This window comes from Solihabitans fulvus (assembly GCF_008386585.1).
Taxonomy (GTDB): Bacteria; Actinomycetota; Actinomycetes; order Mycobacteriales; family Pseudonocardiaceae; genus Solihabitans; species Solihabitans fulvus.
The window spans coordinates 18064-39211 of the sequence record NZ_VUOB01000035.1; the positions used below are offsets into that span (position 1 = coordinate 18064).

The window sequence follows — 21148 nt, forward strand, 5'->3', positions numbered from 1 at the left end:
GAGAAGTCACGCCATGAAACGGAAGTTGACGCTGCTGGCCGCGACAGCGGTGTTCGCGTCGCTGATCGGGCTGGTGCCGGCCGGTGCGGCGCCCCAGACACCCGAGCTCCAGGACACCGGCCAGGGCAGGCTTGACTGGACATCCTGCGGCGACACAACCACCCCGGCCCTGCAATGCGCGATGCTGGAGGTGCCCCTGGACTACACCCACCCGCACGGCCAGAAGATCAAGGTCAAGGTGGACCGACTTCCAGCCACCGCGCCGAAAAACCAGCAGCAGGGCCCGATCCTGCTGAACCCGGGTGGTCCCGGCGACAGCGGCCTGTGGATGCCCGCGTACATCGCCGGCCAGATCCCGGCGGACGTCGCCGCGCAGTACGACTGGATCGGGTTCGACCCGCGCGGCACCAACAACAGCGACCCGCACGTGGTTTGCGACGCGCACTACTTCGACGCCGAGCGGCCCGACTACCAGGTCGGCCACGGCACCGAGCAGGCGTGGCTGGAGAAGTCGGCGAAGTACACCGCCGACTGCGCGGCACGATGGAGCGGGATCCTGCCGCACATGACGACGGTCGACAGCGCTCGTGACCTCGACAGCATCCGCCGGTCGCTCGGCGTGTCCAAGATCAGTTTCTACGGCGGGTCGTGGGGCACGTCGCTCGGCTCCACCTACGGCCAACTGTTCCCCTCACATGTGCGCCGCATGGTGTTGGACAGCATCGTCGGACCGACGATCTCCTGGTACGACCACAACATCCTCCAGGACAAGGAGCACCAGCGCCGCTTCCAGGCGTTCGCCGAATGGACGGCGAAGGCCGACGGCACCTACCACCTCGGCACCGACGCCGACACCGTGATCAAAAACTACGGCAAGGTCGAGGACGCCCTGCGCGCCACCCCGGCGCCGGCCGCCCCAGCGCCTGGGGCGATCGGCCCCGCGGAGTTCGAGGACGTCTTCTACAGCGGCGGCTACAACTTCCTGCGCTGGCCGCGCATGGCGACCGTACTGTCGGCCTATCTCGTCAAGAACGACACCCGGCCGCTGACCATCGCCTACAACCGCTACGCCGCCCCTGGCGCGGACGACGCTGCCTTCCCGAACTACAACGCGGTGCAGTGTATGGAGAACCAGTGGCCGCGCGACTGGGAGTTCTGGAAGAAGGACCAGGCCGAGGTGAACGCGGTCGCGCCGTTCTACACCTACAACAACATGTGGTACAACGCGGCCTGCATGTTCTGGCCCCACCAGGGCGGCGCGGGACGCCTGCCGATCACCGGCAAGGGCCTGCCACCGGTCCTGCTGTTCAACGCCACCGAGGACGCCGCCACGCCGTATGAGGGCGCGGTCGCCATGCACAAGGCGCTGCCCGGTTCCAAGCTCGTCGTGCAGAACGGCGGCAGCTTCCACGAGATCCTCTTCCACGGAAACGCCTGCCTCGACGACACATTCGTCGCCTACCTCCGCGACGGCTCCCTGCCCTCGGGCAACGGCTTCATCTCGAAGACCTGCGCACCCGAGGCCGACCCGGCACCGGCCTACCTCGATCCCCCACCGGCAGCGAGCACGCCGAAGGCGACGAACTCCGGCACCGGCACCGCGGCCAACGACCCTGAGGCCGTCCACGGCCGCAGCTGACCCTGGCACCGCGGCGTGTTCCTCGAGCGCTGAGGAGCACGCCGCGCGCCCTTGGTGACGGCGTGATCTGCACCGGCAAGTTGGGTCTCGATGCCGCGGTCGAGGATCGTGCCGATGGCACTATGCGGCCCGCAGCAGTGTTGCGGTCAGTGGGTTGAGTTCGACTAGCTCGTCTTCGCCGACGAGAACCGTCCCGCCGTGGGCTGTCCGGATGCCGATGGTGCCGGGCCCGAGCTGAAGTGCATGTACGGCGCGAGGGTGCCGTGCCGGTACGCGGTGGCCGTGGCCGCGGCGACCACGTCGGCCTCGGAAACGCCCGGTGCGGCCGTGGCCACCATGGCCTCCGCCATCGCATCGCCGATGCGGGCCGCGTGACGCACCACGGCGATCTCCTCGTCGCTCAGCGGCATCATCAGGCGGGCGAACGCGTGCCCGACATTCCGGAAATCAGCGCCGGTCGGCTGTTTCACCACGGTGTCCCAGAACGGATACGGGATGCGCCCTTCGGGATGCGCGGGAAGGTACGGGTCAAGGCCCATGACCCCGATGGAACCTTTGCGCAGCCCCAGGTCCGTCAAGGCCTGGACGAGCTGATGGGACTGCCGGCCCAGTCGCAGGTCGTTCGCGGCGAGCCACAGTTCGTCGCCTCTGCGCACTGCTTCTCGATGGTCGAAGAGAAACGTCGGGATCGGCACGAGCGCGGTCGGGGCTTGGTCGCGGGGGAAGACGAGAAGGACGCCCGGCCGGTCATTGGTGAACCAGCTGAGGCGCTGAGAACCCAGCTGCACGCCTCCGGGTTGTTCACCGGTCTCGACGCGCAGGAACAGCACACCCTGCTCGCGCTGCTGACAAAAATGCAAAAACCGCTATGCCCGTAGCCAGTAAGGCTTGCTGCGTAACGGTTCGTCGCCACGTGTGATCATGTCGTGTGATGCATGCGGCTCGGTCGTCAGGTCCGGGTGGCGGCCCGTTTGACGGTCTTGATCACTGGTGCGGTCTCGACGTGTGTGACGCCGGGCAGCGCGGCCACCCGGGTGGTCAGGTAGCGGTACAGCTCCTGTTGGTTCGCGCACACCACGCTCGCGTACAGGTTCGTCGGCCCGGTCGTGGCGGCGGCGAACGCGATCTCCGGATGCCCGGCCAGCGCCGCGCCGGCCTGTTCCAGACAGGCGGGGACGACGGAGAGCCAGAGCAGCGTGCGGGGGCCGACACCGAACAGGCGCCCGTCGACGTCGATGTCCAGGTACAGCACCCCGCGTTCGCGAAGCTCGGTCATCCTGCGCCGGACCGTCGTCGGCGACCAACCGGTCACCGCGGCAAGCTGCTCGAACTCGGCCCGGCCGTCGGTGGCGAGCGCGGCGAGGAGCTTGCGGTCCCCGTCGTCGAGCCGCACCGGCCCCGGTCGGTGTGGCACCGGGGGCGGACGCAGCCGCTCGACCGCCTCGTCGTCCAGCGAGCCGAGCTTGGCGACCAGGCTGTCCGGGCCGCCGTAGTACGCGTGCAGCACGGAGTGCGCGGTCACTCCCTCCACGCGCGGGGTGCGCGGGAGTTTGGTCAGCAGCAGCGCCTCGCTGTCGGCTTCGCTCTCGGTGCGGACCGTGCAGGTGATCTCCGTGCCTCCGGAAGTGATGCTCACCCAGGACGTGTCGGAGCGGCGGGCCAACGCCTCGGCGACCGGGACCGACGCGGCGGGCGCGCAGCGCACCCGCAGGAACCACAGCACCGCGCCAAGCGCGGTCGGGTCGACCCCGCCGAGCACCCGCACCGCCCCCGCCGACCGTAGCCGGGCGTACCGGCGGGCGATGGTGCGATCCGACACGCCGAGAACCTCGGCGATCGTGCTGAACGGGGCCCTGCCGTTGATCTGCAAGGCGTGCACGAGCCGACGATCCAGTTCGTCGTAGTCGGATTCCACCGGCCCGATCGTAAACAGTGTCGGATACCGATGCAATCGAACTTGTTTCTGGCGCGACCGCGTCGGAAGGCGGAGCGTCGCTCTCGTCCTGATCGGCACAACCAGGGGAGAAATCGTGGACACCGATGTGCTCATCGTCGGCGCGGGCCCGACCGGCCTGACGCTGGCCAACGAACTGCGGCTGGCGGGGGTGCCTGCCGTGTTGGTCGACAAGCTGGCGCAGCGCAGCACGTTGTCAAAGGCGGGCGGCGTGCAGTCCCGCACGCAGGAGGCGTTCGACCAGCGCGGCTTGCTGGAACCGTTGCTGGCGACGGGAAACTACCCGATCGGCACCGCCCACTTCGCCGGTATCACGCTCCCGCTCACCCGGGACAGGCACCGGCATCCGTGGCGGTCCATCCCGCAGGTGGTGATCGAGGGATTCCTCGAACAACACCTTGCCGCACAAGACATCCACGTGCTGCGAGACCACGAACTGACCGGCATCGCCCAGGACGAGGACGGGGTCACCGCGACCTTCGCGAGGGGCGGTGTCGTCCGCTCCCGTTACCTGGTCGCCGCCGACGGCGGCCGCAGCACGGTGCGGTCGCTGCTGGGAGCGGAGTTCCCCGGCAGGCCGGGAACGATGACCACCGTCGCCGCCGACGTGCGATTGGGCGGCGACGACCAGGCGATGACGCACGCCAGGAGCGAGGACGGGCACTGGGTGTCGGTGTTCCCGCTCGGCACCGATCCGCAGGGCAGGCCGCTGCGCCGGCTCGCGCTGGGCGGGCCGGGCCGGTCACTGCCCCGCGAGGTCCCGGTCACCGAGGACGAGATCCGCGAGGGGCTGCGCGCCGTCTTCGGCTCCCGGGTGCGACTGCTCGAACTGCGCTACGCCCGCCGCATCACCAACGCGGCCCGCCAGGCCGCCCGATACCGGCACGGGCGTGTGTTCCTGGCGGGCGACGCCGCCCACGTCCATCTCCCGATCGGCGCGCAGGGCATGAACACTGGGATTCAGGACGCGCTGAACCTCGGGTGGAAACTCGGCGCCGCAGTGCACGGCTGGGCCCCCGAGCACCTGCTCGACACCTACCACACCGAACGCCATCCGGTCGCGGCCGCCGTGCTGCGCAACGTCCAGGCGCAGAGCCTGCTCATGGACCAGCAGGGCGCCCGCGACCCGGATCTGACGGCCACCAAGGAACTGTTCGCGGCCTTGACGGGACTGCGGGAGGTGCAGTACCACCTCGACGACATGTTGTCCGGGATGGGCATCCGCTACCCCATACCGGGCGCCGAGGAGCAGCCGCTCGTCGGTCTGCCCGCGCCGAGTCGCGATCTCGGCCCGGTCAGGTCGCACGAGCTGCTACGGCGCGGACGCGGCGTCCTGATCGACCCGGACGACAGGTTCGCCAAGGTCGCCGCCCGCTGGCAGGACCGCGTGGACCGCACGGGTCAGGGCGCTGACGCCGAACCGATGCTCATCCGGCCGGACGGCTACGTGTGCTGGGCCGGCAACCCGGATGACCTCGAACCGGCGCTCGGCCACTGGTTCGGCGAACCCCGCTGAAACCTCAGATGTCACGGAGCCGTCATTTTCGGGTGATTCGGTAGCGCTCGGTCAAGTAGCCGAGCAGGACCATCCCGAGGCTGGGCAGGGTGTACTTGAGCTGCGGCCAGCTGTCTTCGCGAGGCGGGTCGACGCTGGCGGTTCCCGGATAGAGTGCGGCGGAGAGTTGGGTGAGCCCGTACATGCTTGCGATGATTGCCGCACTGTCCAGCGACGCACGCGACTGGCCTCGCTTCCACACGTGATACAAGGTCGCCAGGGATAATGCGGTGCCCATGCTCATGGTCTGGGCGTTGTGAAACTTGGCGTGGGGCGGCCACGTCGGATTGTAAATATGCGTCTCGTTCCAGTCGGCGGCGTACGACCCGACCATTGTCCCCACCGCAGACAACGAGATGAGCACCTTGCCGAACGGGAACTTCTTGAGGCTGATATTTGCCATATTATTCTCCATCAGCTGAAGGAGGCGAATTCTCGGCAGCCAAACACAGCCGGGCTCACGACCTCGCTCGGTGGGCGGCCTCCGCTGGGTCCGGGGGCGTGGTCGGGTAGACATCGACATCGAAGAACCGGGCGAAAGGCAGGGTTGCCAGCGTCTCCGCGACTTGCTTCTCGTCGGCGGCGATGACCTCGAGGAACGTTGCTCGCCGGGCGGGGGAAACGTAGTGGGCGCCAATTCGCCCGTCCGAGCGCAGCACCTCCAGCTGCTTCTGCTCGTCGTCGCGCAGCGCGGCGAATTCCGTGAAGTCCGTGTCGTCGCGGAGGGTTGCGAACACCATGAACGTCGGCGCGGCGGCGGGATTCGGGGTCGGTGACATGGTTTGTCCTTTCGATAGCGGTTGTGGTGCCATTCACAAGGCCGGGCCTGTGAGCAGGACACGCCTCGCCAGGTCACACTTGTCGGGATTCCAACGACGTAATAGTCACTCGGTCGTGATGATGAGCTTGCCGCCCTTGGGCGTGCGGTTGCGTTCGAGCTCCGTGAGCGCCGCGATCGCCTCACCGAGCGGCACGGTGCGTGCGACCGGCAGCCGCAGCATCCCTTTCCCGGCAACCTGTGCGACCGCTTCGAGGTCGGTCGTGACGGCTTTCCCGATCATCACCTGATAGGGCCCAGGCAGGACGCTTCTCACGAACTTCGCCGGCGTGGGGACGATATCGATGATGCGGCCGCCAGGCTTCAGCAACGTCCGCGCGGCTTTGATCGGCAACGTGCCGGGGGTGTCGAACACGACGTCGAATCGCCCCGCGAGTGTCGTCGCGTCGAAGTCGAACTCGACGATCGGGGCGATGCCAAGGTCGTGCGCCTCGTGCATGGCGGTGTCGCGGCAGCTGCCGCCCACGGAGGCGCCGTGCGCCAAGGCGATCTGTGCGGCGGCTCGGCCGACACCGCCGAGGCAGCCGTGGATGAACACGGCTTGCCCGGCGTGCAGCTTGCTTGTGTTGACCATGGACTGAAAAGCGGTGACGCCGACCGTGGGGATCGCCGCTGCCTCCTCCCAGGAGAGATTCGCCGGCTTTGTCACGACCGCCTTCTCCTCGGCGACGACCATCTCGGCGAACGCTCCCGCAGCCTTCAGGCTTGCCCCGCCGAGCACGTCGTCGCCGACGCTGAGTCGAGTAACGCCGTCGCCGACCGCCGCCACGACGCCCGCGAAGTCGTGTCCCAGGCCGCGCGGAAACCTGCGGCCGGTCATGATCTTCATCTCGCCGCTACGGATCTTCCAGTCCATCGGGTTCGCGGCCGCTGCCTTCACCCGGACCAGAACCTCACCGGGGCCGGGCCGCGCCGGCTGGAAATCCTCGAGCCGCAGCACCTCGGGGCCGCCGTACTGGTGGTACTGGATGCGCTTCATCGTCGTCATGACGAACACCTCCACGCGTTGATGTCATCAGGTGACATCATCGTATCACGCCGATGTCACCTGATGACATCAACGCGAGACGGCACTAAACTCGCGGCATGGGACGTTGGGAGCCTGGAGCCGCTGGTCGACTGCGCGAGGCCGCGCTGGCCCTGTATCTCGAACGCGGCTTCGAACAGACCATGGTGGCCAACATCGCCGAACGGGCCGGCGTGACCGCCCGCACCTTCTTTCGCCACTTCGCCGACAAGCGCGAGGTCCTCTTCGACGCCTCGGCCGAGTTGGAGGAGAAGTCGCTGGCCGCGCTGGAGGCGGCGCCCGCTATGGCGTCGACGCTGGATCTCGTCGCGGCCGCGCTCGACGCCACGGTCGACATCCTCGGGGGCGACCGTGTGCTCGCCCGAAAGCGGCACACGGTGATCATGGCCAACCCCGATCTCCGCGAACGTGAACTGATCAAGATCGCACACATGTCGGCCGCCCTCGCCGACGGGCTTCGACGGCGGGGCATCGGCGACACCGAGGCCAGCCTGGCCGCCGAGGCCGGCACCGCGGTGTACCGGGTCGCCTACGAACAATGGGTCTACGCGGCCGACGACCTCGACCTACGCGACGCCATTCGCCGGTCGTTCGCCCAACTGCGAACCCTGACCGCCTGACGATTGCTGGTTCCGGCGATCGCGGACCGGATGGGATTCCAAACCGTGATCGAGCCGACAGAGGATGAGGCATGAACCATCTGGCGTGCCTGTCCATGAAGGTGGACAGCGGGCTTGTGAAGGCGAACGGTCCTTGTTGGTAGAGACACCCGAATGGGTTCAGTTCGCCGACACGCTCCCGCGTGGGTAGTACTGCTGATGTGCCGGGAGCCCGATGGCCTCGAGACTGATGGTCGTGACAGCACCGACGACCCGGCCTCGCGGACACCTCGTGTCTGCGGCCGTCATGCTGGGCATCAGCCCGCTGGCGGCGCTGTGGATGGGATTGGCCACGATGGCCGCCGGCAACTGCCCCAGCAACGCTCGACCGATCTGCACACCGGGTGGACAGTTCGTGGTGGTCGGGATGCCCGTGCTCGCCCTGGCGGCCGGCATCCTGATCGCCGTAGCCGGAGGGCACGTCGCGGTCCGCCGTGGCCACCGCCCCACACTGTGGATCGTGGTCTCCTGGAGCGTGCTGGTCGTGGCGTCGGTGGTCGCGGTGTCAGTCGGCAACGCCACGCGCTGACCATCGTCCGACCGCGCGTCCGGCGCGAGCCTGGCCGGTGACCCACGGCGGCGTGTCAGCCAGGACCGGAGGGCTGGCTGACCCAGGTCCGCGAGCCGGTGCCGTTGCAGTGCGCCACCTCCAAGCGGCACTGGGATCATGTCGCGGCGACTGTCTTCTGTGGCCGTCGAGTGATCATCTTGCGAGCCAGCCGCAGGCCCTGCCGTGTGTTGAGGTGCGGCAGGTAGGCGCGGCTCACCGCGTTCGCGATGCGAGGCAGCGCAGCCGAGTCCGGATAGGCCATGAACATCGGTCGGTACACGGGCTGGAACTTCGCCTTGAACGCGAACAACGACCTGAACCCGTACACGGGCTCAAGCACCTGACCGGTGACGTCGAGCAGGCGTTGCACGCCACGGGGTTGCTCGCCACGGTCGAGGCGGGCCAGCGGCGCGCCGGACAAGCTCAGGAACGCCGCGCCCTCCTCCTTCAGCGTCAGCGCAGCCGAGGCGATCAGGAACTCAGTCGTGCCACGGAAACCGGCCGAGCGGCGGCGCATGAAGTCCAGCGTCCAGCCCACGATCGCCCCATCCTGGTACACCGGAAGCCAGCTCGTCACGCCGTGCACGGTGCGGTCGGCGTCGACCGCGACCAGGCAGCGCACGCCGTCACCGGAGAGCTCCTCGATGCCGCCGAGGGTGAAGCCCATCTCCGGCAGTCCCTTGTCCGCCACCCATTCCGACGAGATCGACCGCACCTGGTCGGTGATCGCGAGCGGCGCCTCGGGGTAGCGGATCCACTCGGCGGCGATGCCCTCCTTCGCCGCCTTGTTCAGCGCGGTGCGGATGTCCTGCCACTTCTTACCGGTGAAGCTCAGCGTGTCCAGCGGTATCACGGTGTCTTCGGCGACCTGCACGGTGCTCCAGCCCTCGCCCGCGACGGCGTCGCGTAGTTCGGCGCTGATGCTGTAGAGGCACGGCGTCCAGCCGTTGTGCACGCAGAACTCGGAGAACCCGCGCACGGCCGCGTCACGGGCTGCGGGGGCGCCGATCGGGTCGCCGACGGTCAGCGCGATCGTGGCGACGACCCGATACGCGACGGCGGCCTCGCCGTCCTCGGTGAACCAGTAGTGGTTGCCGCGCCACGTGGTCATGTATGACAGCGACGAGCCGCCGTGGCGTTCCATCAGCACGCGGGCGCGCCGCGCCGCGCCCTCCGGCTGGCCTGGGTGTGCGCGCCACGACGCCATCAGCAGGCCACCGAGCACGATCACCCAGAAGACGACGCCGGTCCACTCGAACAGCAGCGTGGCGATGAACTCGTCCGGGGCGAACCGCACCGGCATCAGGTTGAGGTAGCCGGGCGGCAGGAACCGCGCGGGTAGGTCGGCCACCAGATCGGTGAACTCGGGCGAGGGGGTGAACTGCTCGCTCGCCAGGGAGCCGCCGACGATCCACAACGCCGACAGCGCGGCGAACGCGGCGCCAGTCCGGCGCCAGAAGCTGATCACGCTCGGCCGGGGCAGCACGAGCGGGAAGTGTCCGCGCGTCACCAGGAGCACGACCGCGATCGACAGTGGCACCAGTACCGGCACACCGTGGTCGACCATGTTCGCGATCGTGGTGTCGTCCGGGATCGACACCGCGCCGAGCAGCGCCATCAGTCCTGCGAGGGCAAGGTTGAGCGTGAGCGCCGACCACCAGGCGAACCGGCGGCCCCTGCGCAGTCCTTCGGCGAGCACCAGCAGCAGCAACGCGGGCAGAAAGGACATCACCAACGCGGGCACGCGACCATAGGAGGCCCGCACGGACAGCATGCGGCACGTCTCCTCCGCCGCCGGGTCGGCGCACGTGTCGGCGACCAGTTGCGGATCGGGACGCGAGGCCGTGAGCACGTCGACGAACCACGACAGCGGCCCGTTGGAATACGGCGCGATCAGCGCCACCATGGGGCCAAGCGCCGATGCCGCGAGCAGCAGCGCGACCAGCACACGTGCCTCCGCGTGTGAGGGCGGCGCGGGCCTGGCGTCGCGCGCCCGCCAGATCCAGCCGACCAGCAGGCCGATCGCGCCGCCGCCGACCCGCAGCACGTCCTGTAGGTATCCCGAGTACAGGGCCAGGACCAGCAGCGTGAACACGAACAGCAGCCGTACCCGGCGCCGCCACAGCGGGGGCAGCCGGTAGCTCAGCGCCAGCGCGAGCCCGACAAGGCCGACGGACGGGCCGACGGCGACCTCACCGTCGAGGTAGGTGAGCCACCGCCACTCGACCTTCATGCCGAGCCAGACGAGGCCGGCACCCAGGAACGAACCGATCGTGTGGCACACAAGGAAAACCGCCGCGGTCCGCACCGCGCCAAGTTCCCGTTCGGCCAGCACGCCGAACACGAGCAGCAGCACCGTGGTGCCCAGGTAGCCGATCAGGTCCATGGACCACAGCGCCGACGTGAGGACGGTCCACGGCGGGGAGGAGACACCGAAGCCGACGGTGTCGAGCAGCTCCCTGGACGGCCCCGTCCCGATGCTGCCGGTGACGATCCCGACGAGCCAGAACAGCGCGAGGAACGAGAAGGTCAGCGGGGCTCCAGCAACCCAGTGCGTTGCGCGAGCCAGGGCAGCGCCTCGTAAAGCCCGGGACGCCACGTGTTCCAATCGTGCCCCGACGGCATTTCCTTCCACTGCATCTCCATCCCGGCGCGCTGACACGCCTCGAAAACCTGGCGGTCCTCGCTTCGGTAGGTGCTGTCGTCGCGGCCGGCGACGACAACGCCTGCGGTGTCGGGAAACCGGGCCTTGGCCACGATCTCCCAGGGATTGACGCGACTGTAGGCGGCGTCGTCGCCGTCGAACGCGGCCTTCACCGACGCGGCCCTCGTGCCGAGCGTGGGTTCGCGTTGGCCGGTGAGGTCGATGAAGTTCGCGTAGACCGACGGCGCCCGAACGGCGAGCTGGAACGCGCACGTGCCGCCCTGCGAGAACCCGGCGATCGTCCACGCCTCACGTCGTTCGTCGACCTGGAGCCGCTGCTTGATCCACGCGGGCACGTCCCGCGCCAGATACGTTTCGGTCGTGCCCAGCTTCGAGTCCAGGCACATCGGGTTGGCCGTCAGCGAGCCGAGCTGGTCGGGCACGACGACGATCGGCGCGCGCCCGTTGTGCTGTTGGGCGAACGCGTCGAGGTTCTTGGCGAGCTGGCCGGCGTCGAACCAGTCACGCGGGCTGCCCGGCTGACCGGACAGCAGCACCAGCACGGGCAGCTTCGGGCGGGGCGCCACCGCGTAGGCGGGCGGCAGGTAGATCCAGGCCGGCCTGGGTGCGAACCCGCCGCTGGACGGGATGGGCGTCTCCGAGACCGCGCCGTGCTCCGGCAACTGTTGCTTGGTGGGTGTCGGCATCGCGACACTGTCCAGATCGGACGTGTCCTTCGAGAACACGCCCAACGCCGCGCGCGGGGTCGGGTACTGGCCGAAGAAGGTGTTCACGCCGACGAGCGCGCTCGTCAGCACCACGGCCGCCGCCGCGAGGCTCGCCGCTCGCCAGTACCACCGGGTCCCGCGCAGTCGCAGCACGGCGAGCGTCGAGGCCAACAGTGTCACGCCGAGCCATCCGACGACGACCATCGGTAGCGGCTCGGGCCACGGATGCCACACCTCATTCACGAGCAGCGCGACTGCCACCGTGACAGTCGCGCAGCTCAGGGCCGCGATCGGCAGAACGCGCGTCCACCAGGGCCGATCCCGGCGCACACCGAGGAACAGCAGAGCGACGGCTCCGGCAACAGTTGCAGCGGCAGGGATCGGCCCGTTGATCAGCGAGAGGTCTAACGGGCTGGTCATGTCAAGGATTCTTCAGGTAATCGTCAGGTTGAACCAACCTACGAAGGTTGTGACGCATGTCAACTTATGGGTTGACAACCCGGTGGCGGCTTCGTCCGTCCGATGAGGCCCTCCGACGTCCGGCCCAGCTTCGGCGTCTCACCTTGATCGACGCCGAAGCCACCGAAGGGTCAGCGGGTCGCGGCCATGCCGGGCGCCCGCTTGGGCAGCAGGAACGCCATGCCGAGGATGGAGACGATGGCGAGAATGGCCGCACCATCGACCCACTGGAGCGCGCTGACGTAGTCGCCGAACGCGGGGTGGGCACCGAGGGCCGCGAAGAAGACCGTGCCGAGGACGGTCACTCCGGCCGCGCCGCCGAACTGTTGTGCCGTGACCAGCATTCCGGCCGCGGTTCCCGCGTTCTTGCTCCTGATTCCGGCGAGCACGGAACCAACGAGCGAGGGCAGCACGAACCCGTTGCCGGTGCCGACCAACACGAGGGACGGGATGAGTTCGGCGGCGGTGATCTGAGTGCCTCGAGCAGCCAGCAGGATGCCGAGCAGCACCATGCCGGAGGTGCTGAAGCTGGCGCCGACAGCGATCACCCTGCTCCCGATCCGCTCGGTGACCCGCCTGGCCAGCATGGAGCTCGTGGCGAAGGCGATGCCGAGCGGCCCGAAGATCAGTCCGGCGTGCACGGGGGTCATGTGCAGGCCGCCTTGGAGGAACAGGGTCACGGCGAGCATGAAGCCGCCGAACATGGCGAGCATGAGCCCGCTGAGTCCGAGTCCGACGCTGAAGCTCCGTTCCCGGAAGAGCGCGAGGTCGACCATGGGCGACCCACCCCGCCGGGCCAGCCGGGCTTCCCAGCGCATCGCCAGCGCCATGGCGGGCACGGAGGCGATCAGGGAGATCCAGGTCCACAGCGGCCAGCCCTCGCCGCGTCCCAGGATCATGGGGACGAGTGCGAGCGCGATGCTCCCCGCGATGGCCAGCGCGCCGATCGGGTCGAAGCCGGGCCGCTGCCCACCGCGCGCGGCCGGCAGCCACCGGGCCGCGAGGATGACCGCGATCACGCCGATGGGGAGGTTGACCAGGAAGATCGGCCGCCAGCTGAGGCCGAACAGATCGGCCTGGAGGAGCGCGCCCCCGAAGACCTGCCCAGCCACCGAGCCGATGCCGATGGTCGCGCCGAACCAGGCCATGGCCCTGGCCCGCTCGCCCGCGGGGAACATGGCGTTGATCAGGGCCAGGATCTGCGGAACCATCGCCGCAGCCGTGGCGCCCTGGAACAGCCTCGCGATGATCAGGAAGGTCGAGTCGGTCGCGATACCGCAGGCCAGCGAGGCCACGGTGAAGGTCGCCATGCCGAGGATGAACATCCGCTTGTAGCCGATCAGGTCGCCGAGGCGCCCGCCGGTGACGAGCCCGGCGGCGTAGGCGAAGCCGTACCCGCCGACGACCAGTTCGATCCCGGCGTCGGTGGCGTGCAGGTCGTGCTGGAAGGACGGGGCGGCGACGTTGACGACGAAGTAGTCGAACATCGCCATGAACATGGCCGAGAGGATGACGGGCAGCGTGCGCCAGCGGCGCGGGTCCAGCGTCGGCGCGCCGAACGAGCTGTGGGCGGGAGCGGCGGCCGGGGATGCGGTCGAGGCCGTGGCACCCGCTGAGGATGTTGCCGTGGCGGTCACACGTACTCCAACGTGCTCGGAGGATCCAAGTTCGATGATCACCGAACAGTACGACGGATGTCGAACTCGCCGCAAGTGAGTACTACTCTGGGCGGCATGAGTTGGGACACAGGAACCGCCGGGGAGCCTCCCGTCCTCCACGACCCGGACCACCCCCCGGTCGAGGAGATCGAGCTGACGACCGTACTGGCCGCGCTCGCCGAGCCCGCGCGGCTCACGATCCTGCGGACGGTCGCCACGACCGGCGAGGCCAGCTGCTCCGACATCTGGGAGCGCACCGGCCTCGGCGGCACGAAGTCGACGATGTCGCACCACTACAAGGTGCTGCGGGAGGCAGGCGTCCTCCACATGCGCTACGTCGGCAGCCGCAAGTTCGCCACGATCCGCCGAGCCGATCTCGACACGCGATGGCCCGGACTGCTGGACGCCGTCCTGCGGGACTGACTCGGCCCCGCATCCTCGGTGTCCGGCGGATGACCCCGGTGGCCGTCCTCGTGATCACGACACGTCGAGCACGATCACCCTCCCCGACCGCCCTACTCGACTAGTAGTCGAGGTTGATCGCCGCTATGTACCTGTTGTCCTCAGGATCGTTGACGATCACGGCGCCCGCCCATCGGGAACCCGGCTGTGTCAAGGCCTCCCGGTGTCGGGGGCTCCAGAACCACGAGTCGACAAGGTCTTCGGGCTTGGGATGCCCGCCACCGCCGTACAGCACCTCATAGCCGCAGTGCTCGAAGGTGCCAGCGCGCAGGTTCCCCGCTGCGCAGTCATAGGCCTCCTTCACGTGGTCGGGGCTCTCCTTCACCTCGGCCAGTCCCAGTTCTCGACGCTTTTCGTTGAGCCGCGTGAGCATGCGGGAGGAGTTCGGGTCGAGCACGAACGACGAGGTGTCCGGAGACGACTTCGTTGGCGTGGCTGATGTCGGCGTGACCGTGGACGTCGGGGTCGGTTTACGGACCGAGGTCGGTGAGCGCGTCGGGGAAGGGGCGGTCGCCGACGGGACTGTCGACGAGCTGGGCGCGGCCTGTGTGCTCGTGATGGACGACGATGCGGGGCCAGAGGACGTCGCGCCGGCTGACGACGACGGTGGCGCGTTCCGCGTGGTGCCGAGCTCCACGGTGTTCTGGGAGTCCGGCCCCCGCGTCGCGAACGCGGTCACTCCGATACCGCACACCGCCACCATCGCCACGCTGGCAGCCGCGAGGACCGGCTTGGTCACCGCGACACCGGCGATGCGCGGGGGCCGCGCGGCCGGCATCGTGCGCGCGCCGGAGGCGTCGATTTTCGGCCGACTGACCTGCCGGGTCGCCGCCGTGTTCAGCACGCCCGGCAGCATCTTGTCCGCGTACCCCAGCGGAACCAGCAGCAGGGCCGAGGCCATCAGCAACCTTTGGACGGGCACCAGGTCGGCTCCTGCCTCACGGCAGGTCGGACATCCATCGACATGCCGCAGAAGCCGCTTGCGCCACAACGGATTTGGCTCCCCCGACCACTGGGCCGCGGCTTCGGTCAGCCCAGGACAGCGCGGGGTTGCGGACAGTGCGCGCGTCAACAGGCGCGCTGTATCCAACCGAGTGCGCAGCCTGCCCACCTTGACCGTCGCGTTGTGCACGCTGGTCCCCAGCGCGTGCGCGATCTCGGCCCGGGTGAGGTGGTCGCCGCATTCCAGTGTCCACAGGGAGAGCAGCTCGCGATCGGCGAGGTCCAGCCATCGCGTGGCGGGCTCGAGCTCCCGCCGCTGGCGGTTGAGGGTGACCCGGGTCAGCGCGCGGTCGACGAACTCGGCGTAGCGATCCGGCTGCTCGTCGTGCTCCGCCAACCGCAGCGGAGCGGCCTGCGATCGCGCACGGTGATCGCGGATCTGGTTGACCGTGATCGCCACCAGCCAGGATCGGAACCGCTCGGGCTCACGCAGACCGCCGATGCCTTTGACGAGCCGAACCATCGTCTCCTGGACGACGTCGTCCGCATCGGCCTCCACGGGCAGCGCACGGCGCGCGATGCTGTAGACCAAGGGAAGGTACTCCACCACGAGTTTTTCCAGCGTCGCACGGTCCCCCGCCCGGGCGGCGACCACCGCCGAGGTGTCCACCTGATCGATCACGCTCACAACCTCATCTCCACTGGGATCAGCCCTGACACTGAGGGGACCGCTCAGCACCCGACCAGGTCACACAAATCTCGGAAGTTCGCCATGAAAGATGCCTCAACCGCATCGAGGCGCCCCGAGAAGGGCTGCCCGTGTCACATTGCGTGGCGCCGCCGTCACAGAACCTGTGTCGTCTCACGGTTTCAGGACATCGCAGCCGCTCCGGGGATCGCGCAGGTCAGGCCGGCAGTGTCCATTTCTGGTTGGCCCCGCCGTTGCAGTCCCAGATCTGTAGGCGGGTCCCGTTGGCGGTGGCGAAGGCGGGATCGTCCAGGCACCTGCCGGACTGGGGGTTCACCAGCGTGCCGTTGGACTGGGGCCGCCAGGCTTGGGCGCCGGTTCCGTTGCAGTCGAAGAGCTGCACCGGGATGCCGTTGACGGTGCCGCCTCCGGCTACGTCCAGGCATTTGCCCTGGTTGCGGATGGTGCCGTCGGACTGGGCGGTCCAGCGCTGGGCAGCAGTCTGGTTGCAGTCGTAGAGCTGCACCGGGGTGCCGTTCGCGGTGCCCGCAGCTCGTACATCCACGCATTTCCCAACGTAGCCGGTGATGGCTCCGGCGGGCTGCTGGCTCGAAAGCCGCGAGTACAGGCCCAATTCGGCGATGGCGGGGGCGGCCCGAGAACCGGTCACGCGCAGCCGCACGCTGGTGGTGGTGACCGAGGAGGGCAGGCGGATCAGCTTCTTCTCGCCGATGGTGGTGTCGTTGGCGATCTGCGTCCACGCCCCGTTGCTCCAGGCGTCGACGGCGAAGGACTCGACGCGTTGGCCGACGCGCAGGTCCTCCTGGACGGAGATGGTGTCGAACGTGCGTACCGCGGGCAGGGCGAGCACCAGGCCGCCGGTAGTGGCGGCCGGCTGCCAGTAGGTGTCCAGGCTGCCGTCGCCCGCGCGGTCCGGCGTGTTGTCGGCGGTGTTGGTGGTGCCCTGATCGTTCGCGGCACGGGCACCGAGAGCCAGGTTCGCGCCGAACGTCGAGGACAGACTGGTGTGGAGGGCAACAAGACTGTCCACGGTGGACTGGTCGAACACGCCTTGCCGGTTCGGGGGGACGTCCAACAGCAGGTTGCAGTTGCGGCCAACCGAGCTGTAGTAGAGATTCTCCAGATCCGCCGTGCTGCGCCAGGCGTCGCCGGGTTGCCAGAACCAGTTGTGGTGGGCCGACAGCGTCGCGTCGCACTCGGCGGGGGCCCAGCGCAACAGGTTCCATGCGCTGGTCCCGTCCGGGGCGCGCCGGCCGAGCACGTCGTTGCCGCCGAGATCGGCGGCGCCGTTGCCGCCCGGCACGGACAGCACGGAGTCGGCGGCAGTGGCGGGGTCACCGGTGTAGGGCAGCACAGACCATTCGGACTGCCGGGCGGCGCTGTTCTCGTTGCCGACCCAGCGCACGTCCGGGCCGCCGTCGTTGAAGATGACGGCGTGCGGTTGCAGAGCGCGGACCATGGTGATCCAGTTCTGGAAGTCATATGGTTGGGAGCGACCGGTCGGGTTGGCGCCGTCCAACCAGATCTCGTCGATCTCGCCGTAGCGGGTCAGCAGCTCGTAGAGGGTGTTCTCGTAGTAGGCGTTGTAGTCGTCTGAGGTGAAGTCGAACGTGTGCCCGCCCGCGATTTCGGTCGGGTCGGCGGGAATGGTGACCGACTTCGGGGTACTCCCGTTGGCGTAGCGTCCGCCGGGCAGGGCCTCGTGCAGGTCGGCAGGCGAGAGGTAGATGCCAGTTCTCAGGCCCACCTTGTGCGCGGAGTCGGTGAAGCTGCGCACGACGTCGCCCCTGCCGCCCTCCCATGAGGACGCGGCGACTGACTGCTGGGAGTACGCGGACGGAAACAGCAGAAAGCCGTCGTGGTGTTTCGCGGTGAGAATCGCCTCTCTGAACCCGGCGTCTCGCAACGTGCCCGCCCACTGGTCGGTGTTCAGTCCGGTGGGTTGGAAGATGTTCGGATCCTCGCTGCCGGTGCCCCACTCTCGGCCGTCGTATGTGTTGACACCGAAGTGGATGAACGCGGTCTGCTCCTGGCGCTGCCAGGCCAGTTGCCGCGGCGACGGGACGACGTTGGCGGCTTTGGCGATGACTGCGGCCGCCGGGTCCGATGGCGATACCGCGATCACCTCAGCCGGGGTGTCGGCGCTGGCGACGCCCGCCGACGCGAACACGTCGGCGACGCTGACGACCAGCGCTGTCACGAACAGCTTGCGGGACAGGCGCATCATTCGCTCCTTCCAGCGTTGTTCACGATCAATCGCCGCCAAGCGCCGCCCCGTGACGGTGGGCCAGCGTGGTGCGGCAGCGTCGGGTCCAGGCGGACAGGCGGAGACCACTGCGGGAGAGACTCGCCGGCAAGGGTCGGATCAACTCGCGATGCCACTGCCGGCGAGCCGGATCTGCGTGGCGCCACCGGCCGAGTGCAGGATCACCATCAACATAAGGCCCACCGGCGCGCCACACAAGAGGACCGGCGCCGTAACATCGGATGATTTCCCGCTGTCAACACGAAGGCGCCTTACGCTCCGCCGACCGGTTTGACGACACTACGCGGTTCCTTGCTCGTAATCACAGGAAAAGATAGCTTCACCGCGGGAAGGCCAGCGAGGTAGGCAACTGCGATCTTCTTGCCATCTTCACATAGACATCGGATGTCTGACCTCGACGGCTGAGTGCTGAGCACGAACGACCCGTCGACTCCTCTGAGTTCCGGCTGGTCATGGGCGAGCCGAGCAACTCGCCCATGACCAGCCTCGACCTGGCGCCTCCTCCCAGTGCCGCCGGAATTCCGGAGCAAAGAGGGCTCAGTTGACGGTGCCGAAGCCGTCCAGCGTCGCGTAGTCCCCGGACAGTTTGGTGACCACGATGGTGTGGGCGCCGGAGGACAGTCCGGTGGCGGTGAACAGCGCCACGTTGGCGTGCCGCTGCCCGTCGGCGGGCACGGTGTCGATGGTCTGCTGCGGCCCGCCGTCGATGCTCACCCCGATGCTCCCCTGGTCGGTGAACTGCTCGCCGAACACCTGGACACCTGTGCCAGTAAAGCTGAGCGTCGCGGTCGATCCGTCGGCCGTGGCGTAGTGGATGTCATCGGCATAGTCGCCGTACCCGCGGTTCGCCAAGTAGGAGAACCCGCTGTAGGAGATCGACCCATCGGTGTCGTTGACGCGGGTCACGCCGGGTTGCGATCCACCAAGGCTGACATCGGATGCCTGGGCTCCGTCCGACAGCGGGACGATCAGGAAGCCGCCGGACAGGTAGGTCACGCCGCTGACCACGCTGCCCTTGACGTAGACGGGTGTGCCGTTGCTGAAGCCCTCGCCGGCCACCAGGGCCTGCGTCCCGGCACTGTTCTGCGCTCGGTAGTAGATCTGCGGGCTGCGGCCCGCGGCCGGCCAACTGCCCGCTGCGGTCGATCCTGCTGTGCTGAGCAGGTTGTTGGGCATGACGCCGGGCCCGGGGGCATCGGGGATGGCGGTGTTGCCGCTGGCGTTGGAGTCCGTGGCCGCCAATGTGCAGCCGCCGATGTAGCTCTCGACGCGGCCCGCGAGGTAGTTGCCGGTGATCCAGAAGTGGCCGGTCGGGTTGCATCCGCCTTGCGAGGCGACCCCGCCGGTGGCGAACGCGGCGTTGCCCTGCCAGTTGATCCATTCCGCGCCGGCGTCGTCGTAGAAGGTGGCGGCCCCGTGGGAGCTGTTGTAGGCGACGTTGCCGGTGGCTTGGTGCCGAGGGTTCCGTCGGGCTGCTCAACGAGCCAGTCCAGCAGGAACTGCGCGGCAGACGCCGTGACGGGCCAGACAATGTGGTGCGCGAACTCCTCGGGATCCGGTTGTGCTCGGGCGCCGAAGGCCAGGTGCTCCTGGAGATGCCGGACCAGCCAGGGGCCGGCGAAGGGCCAGAACGACCACTTCGGGTCGTGAGTACCGTTGCCGACCGGCTGGGTGTAGGCCCAGATGTCGGTGTTGTGGTGGGTCACCCAGCCGGATGCACCGTACAGACGGTCGGCGGTCTGCCTGCCGTTGCGGGACAGCGCCTCGATCATCTCGATCAGCGGGGGCATGGTCTCCGGGAGATTGGCGACCTCGGCGGGCCAGTAGTTCATTTGCAGGTTGATGTTGGTGGTGTAGCCCGAGCTCCACGGCGCCCGGATCGAGTCGTTCCAGATTCCCTGGAGGTTCGCAGGCGTTCCGCCGCGCCGGGAGGAGGAGATGAGCAGGTACCGGCCATAGTCGAACAGCAGCACCGCAAGATGCGGGTCGGCGTGCAGCGGTCCGCCGGTTTGTGTCGTGGCGGCGCGGAGGCGTTCGCTGGTTGACTCGTCGCGGCGCTCCTCGGCCGACAGATCCCACGACACACGGTCGAACAATTCCTGGTAGTCGGCGAGTTGCCTTTCCCGGACCGCCGGAATGCCGCGATTGAGCGCACTGTGCACCTGTACGGTCGCGCGTGCCAGTGCGGTGTACTCGTCGCCGCGGGAAGGCGACCCGATGCCGTCGAATGTCGTCGCCGTGGCGATGATCATGTCCGTTGCGGTGACACCTGTCAGCGTCACGCTTGTCGTGCCCTGGCCGGAGTTCGGGGCGGCACGGCCGTCGTGCCTGACGGCCAGGCAGGCGGCACCGCGTAGCGCGGCGCCCGGTGCGCCGTCCCAGCGGATCGGCTCGTCGGCGTCGTCGTGGGCGGGGACGACGTCGCTGGGCAGTTGCACCAGGAGCGCGATCACCGCCGTGTCGGCGTCGTCGGATTCGGCGAGCGTCGGCGTGCCCAGCACCCGCAACGGGGAGGAGATCGTGACCACCACGTCGACCGGGTTCGTCGTCCGCAGTTGATGCACCAGCACCCGGTCGGGATGGCTGGCGAACGAGGACTGTTCCACCTCGATCCCGTCACGGGACCACCGCGTCCGATGGGTCGCCGTGCCGAGATCAAGGACGCGCTCATAGGAGTCGGGCGCACCGCGCCAAGTGGCCGCGCCGGCAGGCAGGACCTGGAGCGATACCTCGACGAACGGCAGGAATGCCTGGCAGTGGCGGTGTTGCAGCTCCCGGACAGCCGCGTCTGCCGCCTGCGGGTCCCCGTCGCGCAGCGCGGTCCGTGCGGTGCGCACGGCCGCCTTGGCTTGGTCGGCGGTGACCGTCGGCGGCAGGCGCTCGCTGTGCACACTCCCCGACCAGGCGGTGCCTTCGTTGATGTGGAGCCGTTCGGTCTCGATGCCGCCGAACAGCATGGCCCCTTGGTATCCGTTGCCGATCGGCAGCGCCTCGGTCCACTCCCGAGCCGGACGGCGATACCGCAGAACACTCACCGTGTTGAGTCCTTCCATGACAG

At 68.5% G+C, this 21148-nt stretch carries 17 protein-coding genes; 5 read left to right on the top strand and 12 right to left on the bottom strand.

All coding sequences use genetic code 11. The features are described 5' to 3' along the window. Positions 1–13 precede the first annotated feature (13 nt). Positions 14–1639, top strand: coding sequence for an alpha/beta hydrolase (locus F0L68_RS19865; RefSeq protein ID WP_223198959.1), 1626 nt, complete (start codon positions 14–16; stop codon positions 1637–1639). A 164-nt stretch (positions 1640–1803) separates the two neighbouring features. Here F0L68_RS19865 and F0L68_RS19870 read toward each other — a convergent pair whose 3' ends face one another. Further along, positions 1804–2469, bottom strand: a complete 666-nt coding sequence (locus F0L68_RS19870) for a hypothetical protein (protein ID WP_188316687.1) — start codon at positions 2467–2469, stop codon at positions 1804–1806. 119 nt (positions 2470–2588) lie between these two features. Next, positions 2589–3554: an Lrp/AsnC family transcriptional regulator gene (locus tag F0L68_RS19880; protein ID WP_149851121.1), complete on the bottom strand. Its 966-nt coding sequence runs from the start codon at positions 3552–3554 to the stop codon at positions 2589–2591. A gap of 115 nt (positions 3555–3669) precedes the next feature. Between F0L68_RS19880 and F0L68_RS19885 the strand changes: the two genes are divergently transcribed. Further along, on the top strand, positions 3670–5109 hold the full coding sequence (locus F0L68_RS19885; RefSeq protein ID WP_149851122.1) for an FAD-dependent monooxygenase: 1440 nt from the start codon (positions 3670–3672) through the stop codon (positions 5107–5109). A gap of 22 nt (positions 5110–5131) precedes the next feature. On the opposite strand, the gene F0L68_RS19890 is transcribed toward F0L68_RS19885, so the two are convergent. From F0L68_RS19890 to F0L68_RS19900, 3 genes are all read right to left on the bottom strand, one after another. Further along, positions 5132–5551, bottom strand: a complete 420-nt coding sequence (locus F0L68_RS19890; RefSeq protein ID WP_149851123.1) for a DUF6640 family protein — start codon at positions 5549–5551, stop codon at positions 5132–5134. A gap of 55 nt (positions 5552–5606) precedes the next feature. Then, on the bottom strand, positions 5607–5927 hold the full coding sequence (locus F0L68_RS19895; RefSeq protein ID WP_149851124.1) for a muconolactone Delta-isomerase family protein: 321 nt from the start codon (positions 5925–5927) through the stop codon (positions 5607–5609). Positions 5928–6032: 105 nt separating this feature from the next. After that, positions 6033–6974, bottom strand: coding sequence for an NADP-dependent oxidoreductase (locus F0L68_RS19900; protein WP_149851125.1), 942 nt, complete (start codon positions 6972–6974; stop codon positions 6033–6035). A 98-nt stretch (positions 6975–7072) separates the two neighbouring features. Here F0L68_RS19900 and F0L68_RS19905 point away from each other — a divergent pair, with 98 nt between their 5' ends. Further along, the gene (locus F0L68_RS19905; protein ID WP_149851126.1) at positions 7073–7633 is read left to right on the top strand and encodes a TetR family transcriptional regulator; all 561 of its coding nucleotides are present in this window, start codon (positions 7073–7075) and stop codon (positions 7631–7633) included. A 235-nt stretch (positions 7634–7868) separates the two neighbouring features. Beyond that, the gene (locus tag F0L68_RS19910; protein WP_149851127.1) at positions 7869–8201 is read left to right on the top strand and encodes a hypothetical protein; all 333 of its coding nucleotides are present in this window, start codon (positions 7869–7871) and stop codon (positions 8199–8201) included. Between the two features lie 136 nt (positions 8202–8337). Here the strand turns inward: F0L68_RS19910 and F0L68_RS19915 are convergent, their stop codons facing one another. From F0L68_RS19915 to F0L68_RS19925, 3 genes are all read right to left on the bottom strand, one after another. After that, complete coding sequence (locus tag F0L68_RS19915; protein ID WP_149851128.1) at positions 8338–10821, bottom strand: rhomboid family intramembrane serine protease; 2484 nt, start codon at positions 10819–10821, stop codon at positions 8338–8340. Continuing rightward, entirely contained in the window at positions 10752–12014 is a 1263-nt protein-coding gene (locus tag F0L68_RS19920) for an alpha/beta hydrolase (protein WP_149851129.1), read from the bottom strand. The genes F0L68_RS19915 and F0L68_RS19920 overlap by 70 nt, the downstream gene beginning before the upstream one ends. Before the next feature lie 170 nt (positions 12015–12184). Then, positions 12185–13690, bottom strand: a complete 1506-nt coding sequence (locus tag F0L68_RS19925) for an MFS transporter (protein WP_223198960.1) — start codon at positions 13688–13690, stop codon at positions 12185–12187. A 96-nt stretch (positions 13691–13786) separates the two neighbouring features. Between F0L68_RS19925 and F0L68_RS19930 the strand changes: the two genes are divergently transcribed. Beyond that, positions 13787–14134 carry an ArsR/SmtB family transcription factor gene (locus tag F0L68_RS19930; protein WP_149851130.1) on the top strand — a complete coding sequence of 116 codons (348 nt, stop codon included), beginning with the start codon at positions 13787–13789 and terminating at the stop codon, positions 14132–14134. A 100-nt stretch (positions 14135–14234) separates the two neighbouring features. Here F0L68_RS19930 and F0L68_RS19935 read toward each other — a convergent pair whose 3' ends face one another. From F0L68_RS19935 to F0L68_RS19950, 4 genes are all read right to left on the bottom strand, one after another. Beyond that, positions 14235–15797: a sigma-70 family RNA polymerase sigma factor gene (locus F0L68_RS19935; RefSeq protein ID WP_188316688.1), complete on the bottom strand. Its 1563-nt coding sequence runs from the start codon at positions 15795–15797 to the stop codon at positions 14235–14237. Between the two features lie 223 nt (positions 15798–16020). Next, complete coding sequence (locus F0L68_RS19940) at positions 16021–18048, bottom strand: ricin-type beta-trefoil lectin domain protein (RefSeq protein ID WP_188316689.1); 2028 nt, start codon at positions 18046–18048, stop codon at positions 16021–16023. A 579-nt stretch (positions 18049–18627) separates the two neighbouring features. Further along, positions 18628–19149: a hypothetical protein gene (locus F0L68_RS19945; protein ID WP_149851133.1), complete on the bottom strand. Its 522-nt coding sequence runs from the start codon at positions 19147–19149 to the stop codon at positions 18628–18630. After that, complete coding sequence (locus F0L68_RS19950) at positions 19083–21143, bottom strand: glycoside hydrolase family 95 protein (RefSeq protein WP_149851134.1); 2061 nt, start codon at positions 21141–21143, stop codon at positions 19083–19085. The genes F0L68_RS19945 and F0L68_RS19950 overlap by 67 nt, the downstream gene beginning before the upstream one ends. Between the last annotated feature and the right edge of the window lie 5 nt (positions 21144–21148).

What these genes read in the sequence shown, in the direction of transcription:
- F0L68_RS19865 (WP_223198959.1), top strand. Translation starts at nt 14, where the DNA reads ATGAAACGGAAGTTGACGCTGCTGGCCGCGACAGCGGTGTTCGCGTCG.
- F0L68_RS19890 (WP_149851123.1), bottom strand. Translation starts at nt 5,551, where the DNA reads ATGGCAAATATCAGCCTCAAGAAGTTCCCGTTCGGCAAGGTGCTCATC.
- F0L68_RS19895 (WP_149851124.1), bottom strand. Translation starts at nt 5,927, where the DNA reads ATGTCACCGACCCCGAATCCCGCCGCCGCGCCGACGTTCATGGTGTTC.
- F0L68_RS19900 (WP_149851125.1), bottom strand. Translation starts at nt 6,974, where the DNA reads ATGACGACGATGAAGCGCATCCAGTACCACCAGTACGGCGGCCCCGAG.
- F0L68_RS19905 (WP_149851126.1), top strand. Translation starts at nt 7,073, where the DNA reads ATGGGACGTTGGGAGCCTGGAGCCGCTGGTCGACTGCGCGAGGCCGCG.
- F0L68_RS19920 (WP_149851129.1), bottom strand. Translation starts at nt 12,014, where the DNA reads ATGACCAGCCCGTTAGACCTCTCGCTGATCAACGGGCCGATCCCTGCC.
- F0L68_RS19930 (WP_149851130.1), top strand. Translation starts at nt 13,787, where the DNA reads ATGAGTTGGGACACAGGAACCGCCGGGGAGCCTCCCGTCCTCCACGAC.
- F0L68_RS19940 (WP_188316689.1), bottom strand. Translation starts at nt 18,048, where the DNA reads ATGCGCCTGTCCCGCAAGCTGTTCGTGACAGCGCTGGTCGTCAGCGTC.
- F0L68_RS19950 (WP_149851134.1), bottom strand. Translation starts at nt 21,143, where the DNA reads ATGGAAGGACTCAACACGGTGAGTGTTCTGCGGTATCGCCGTCCGGCT.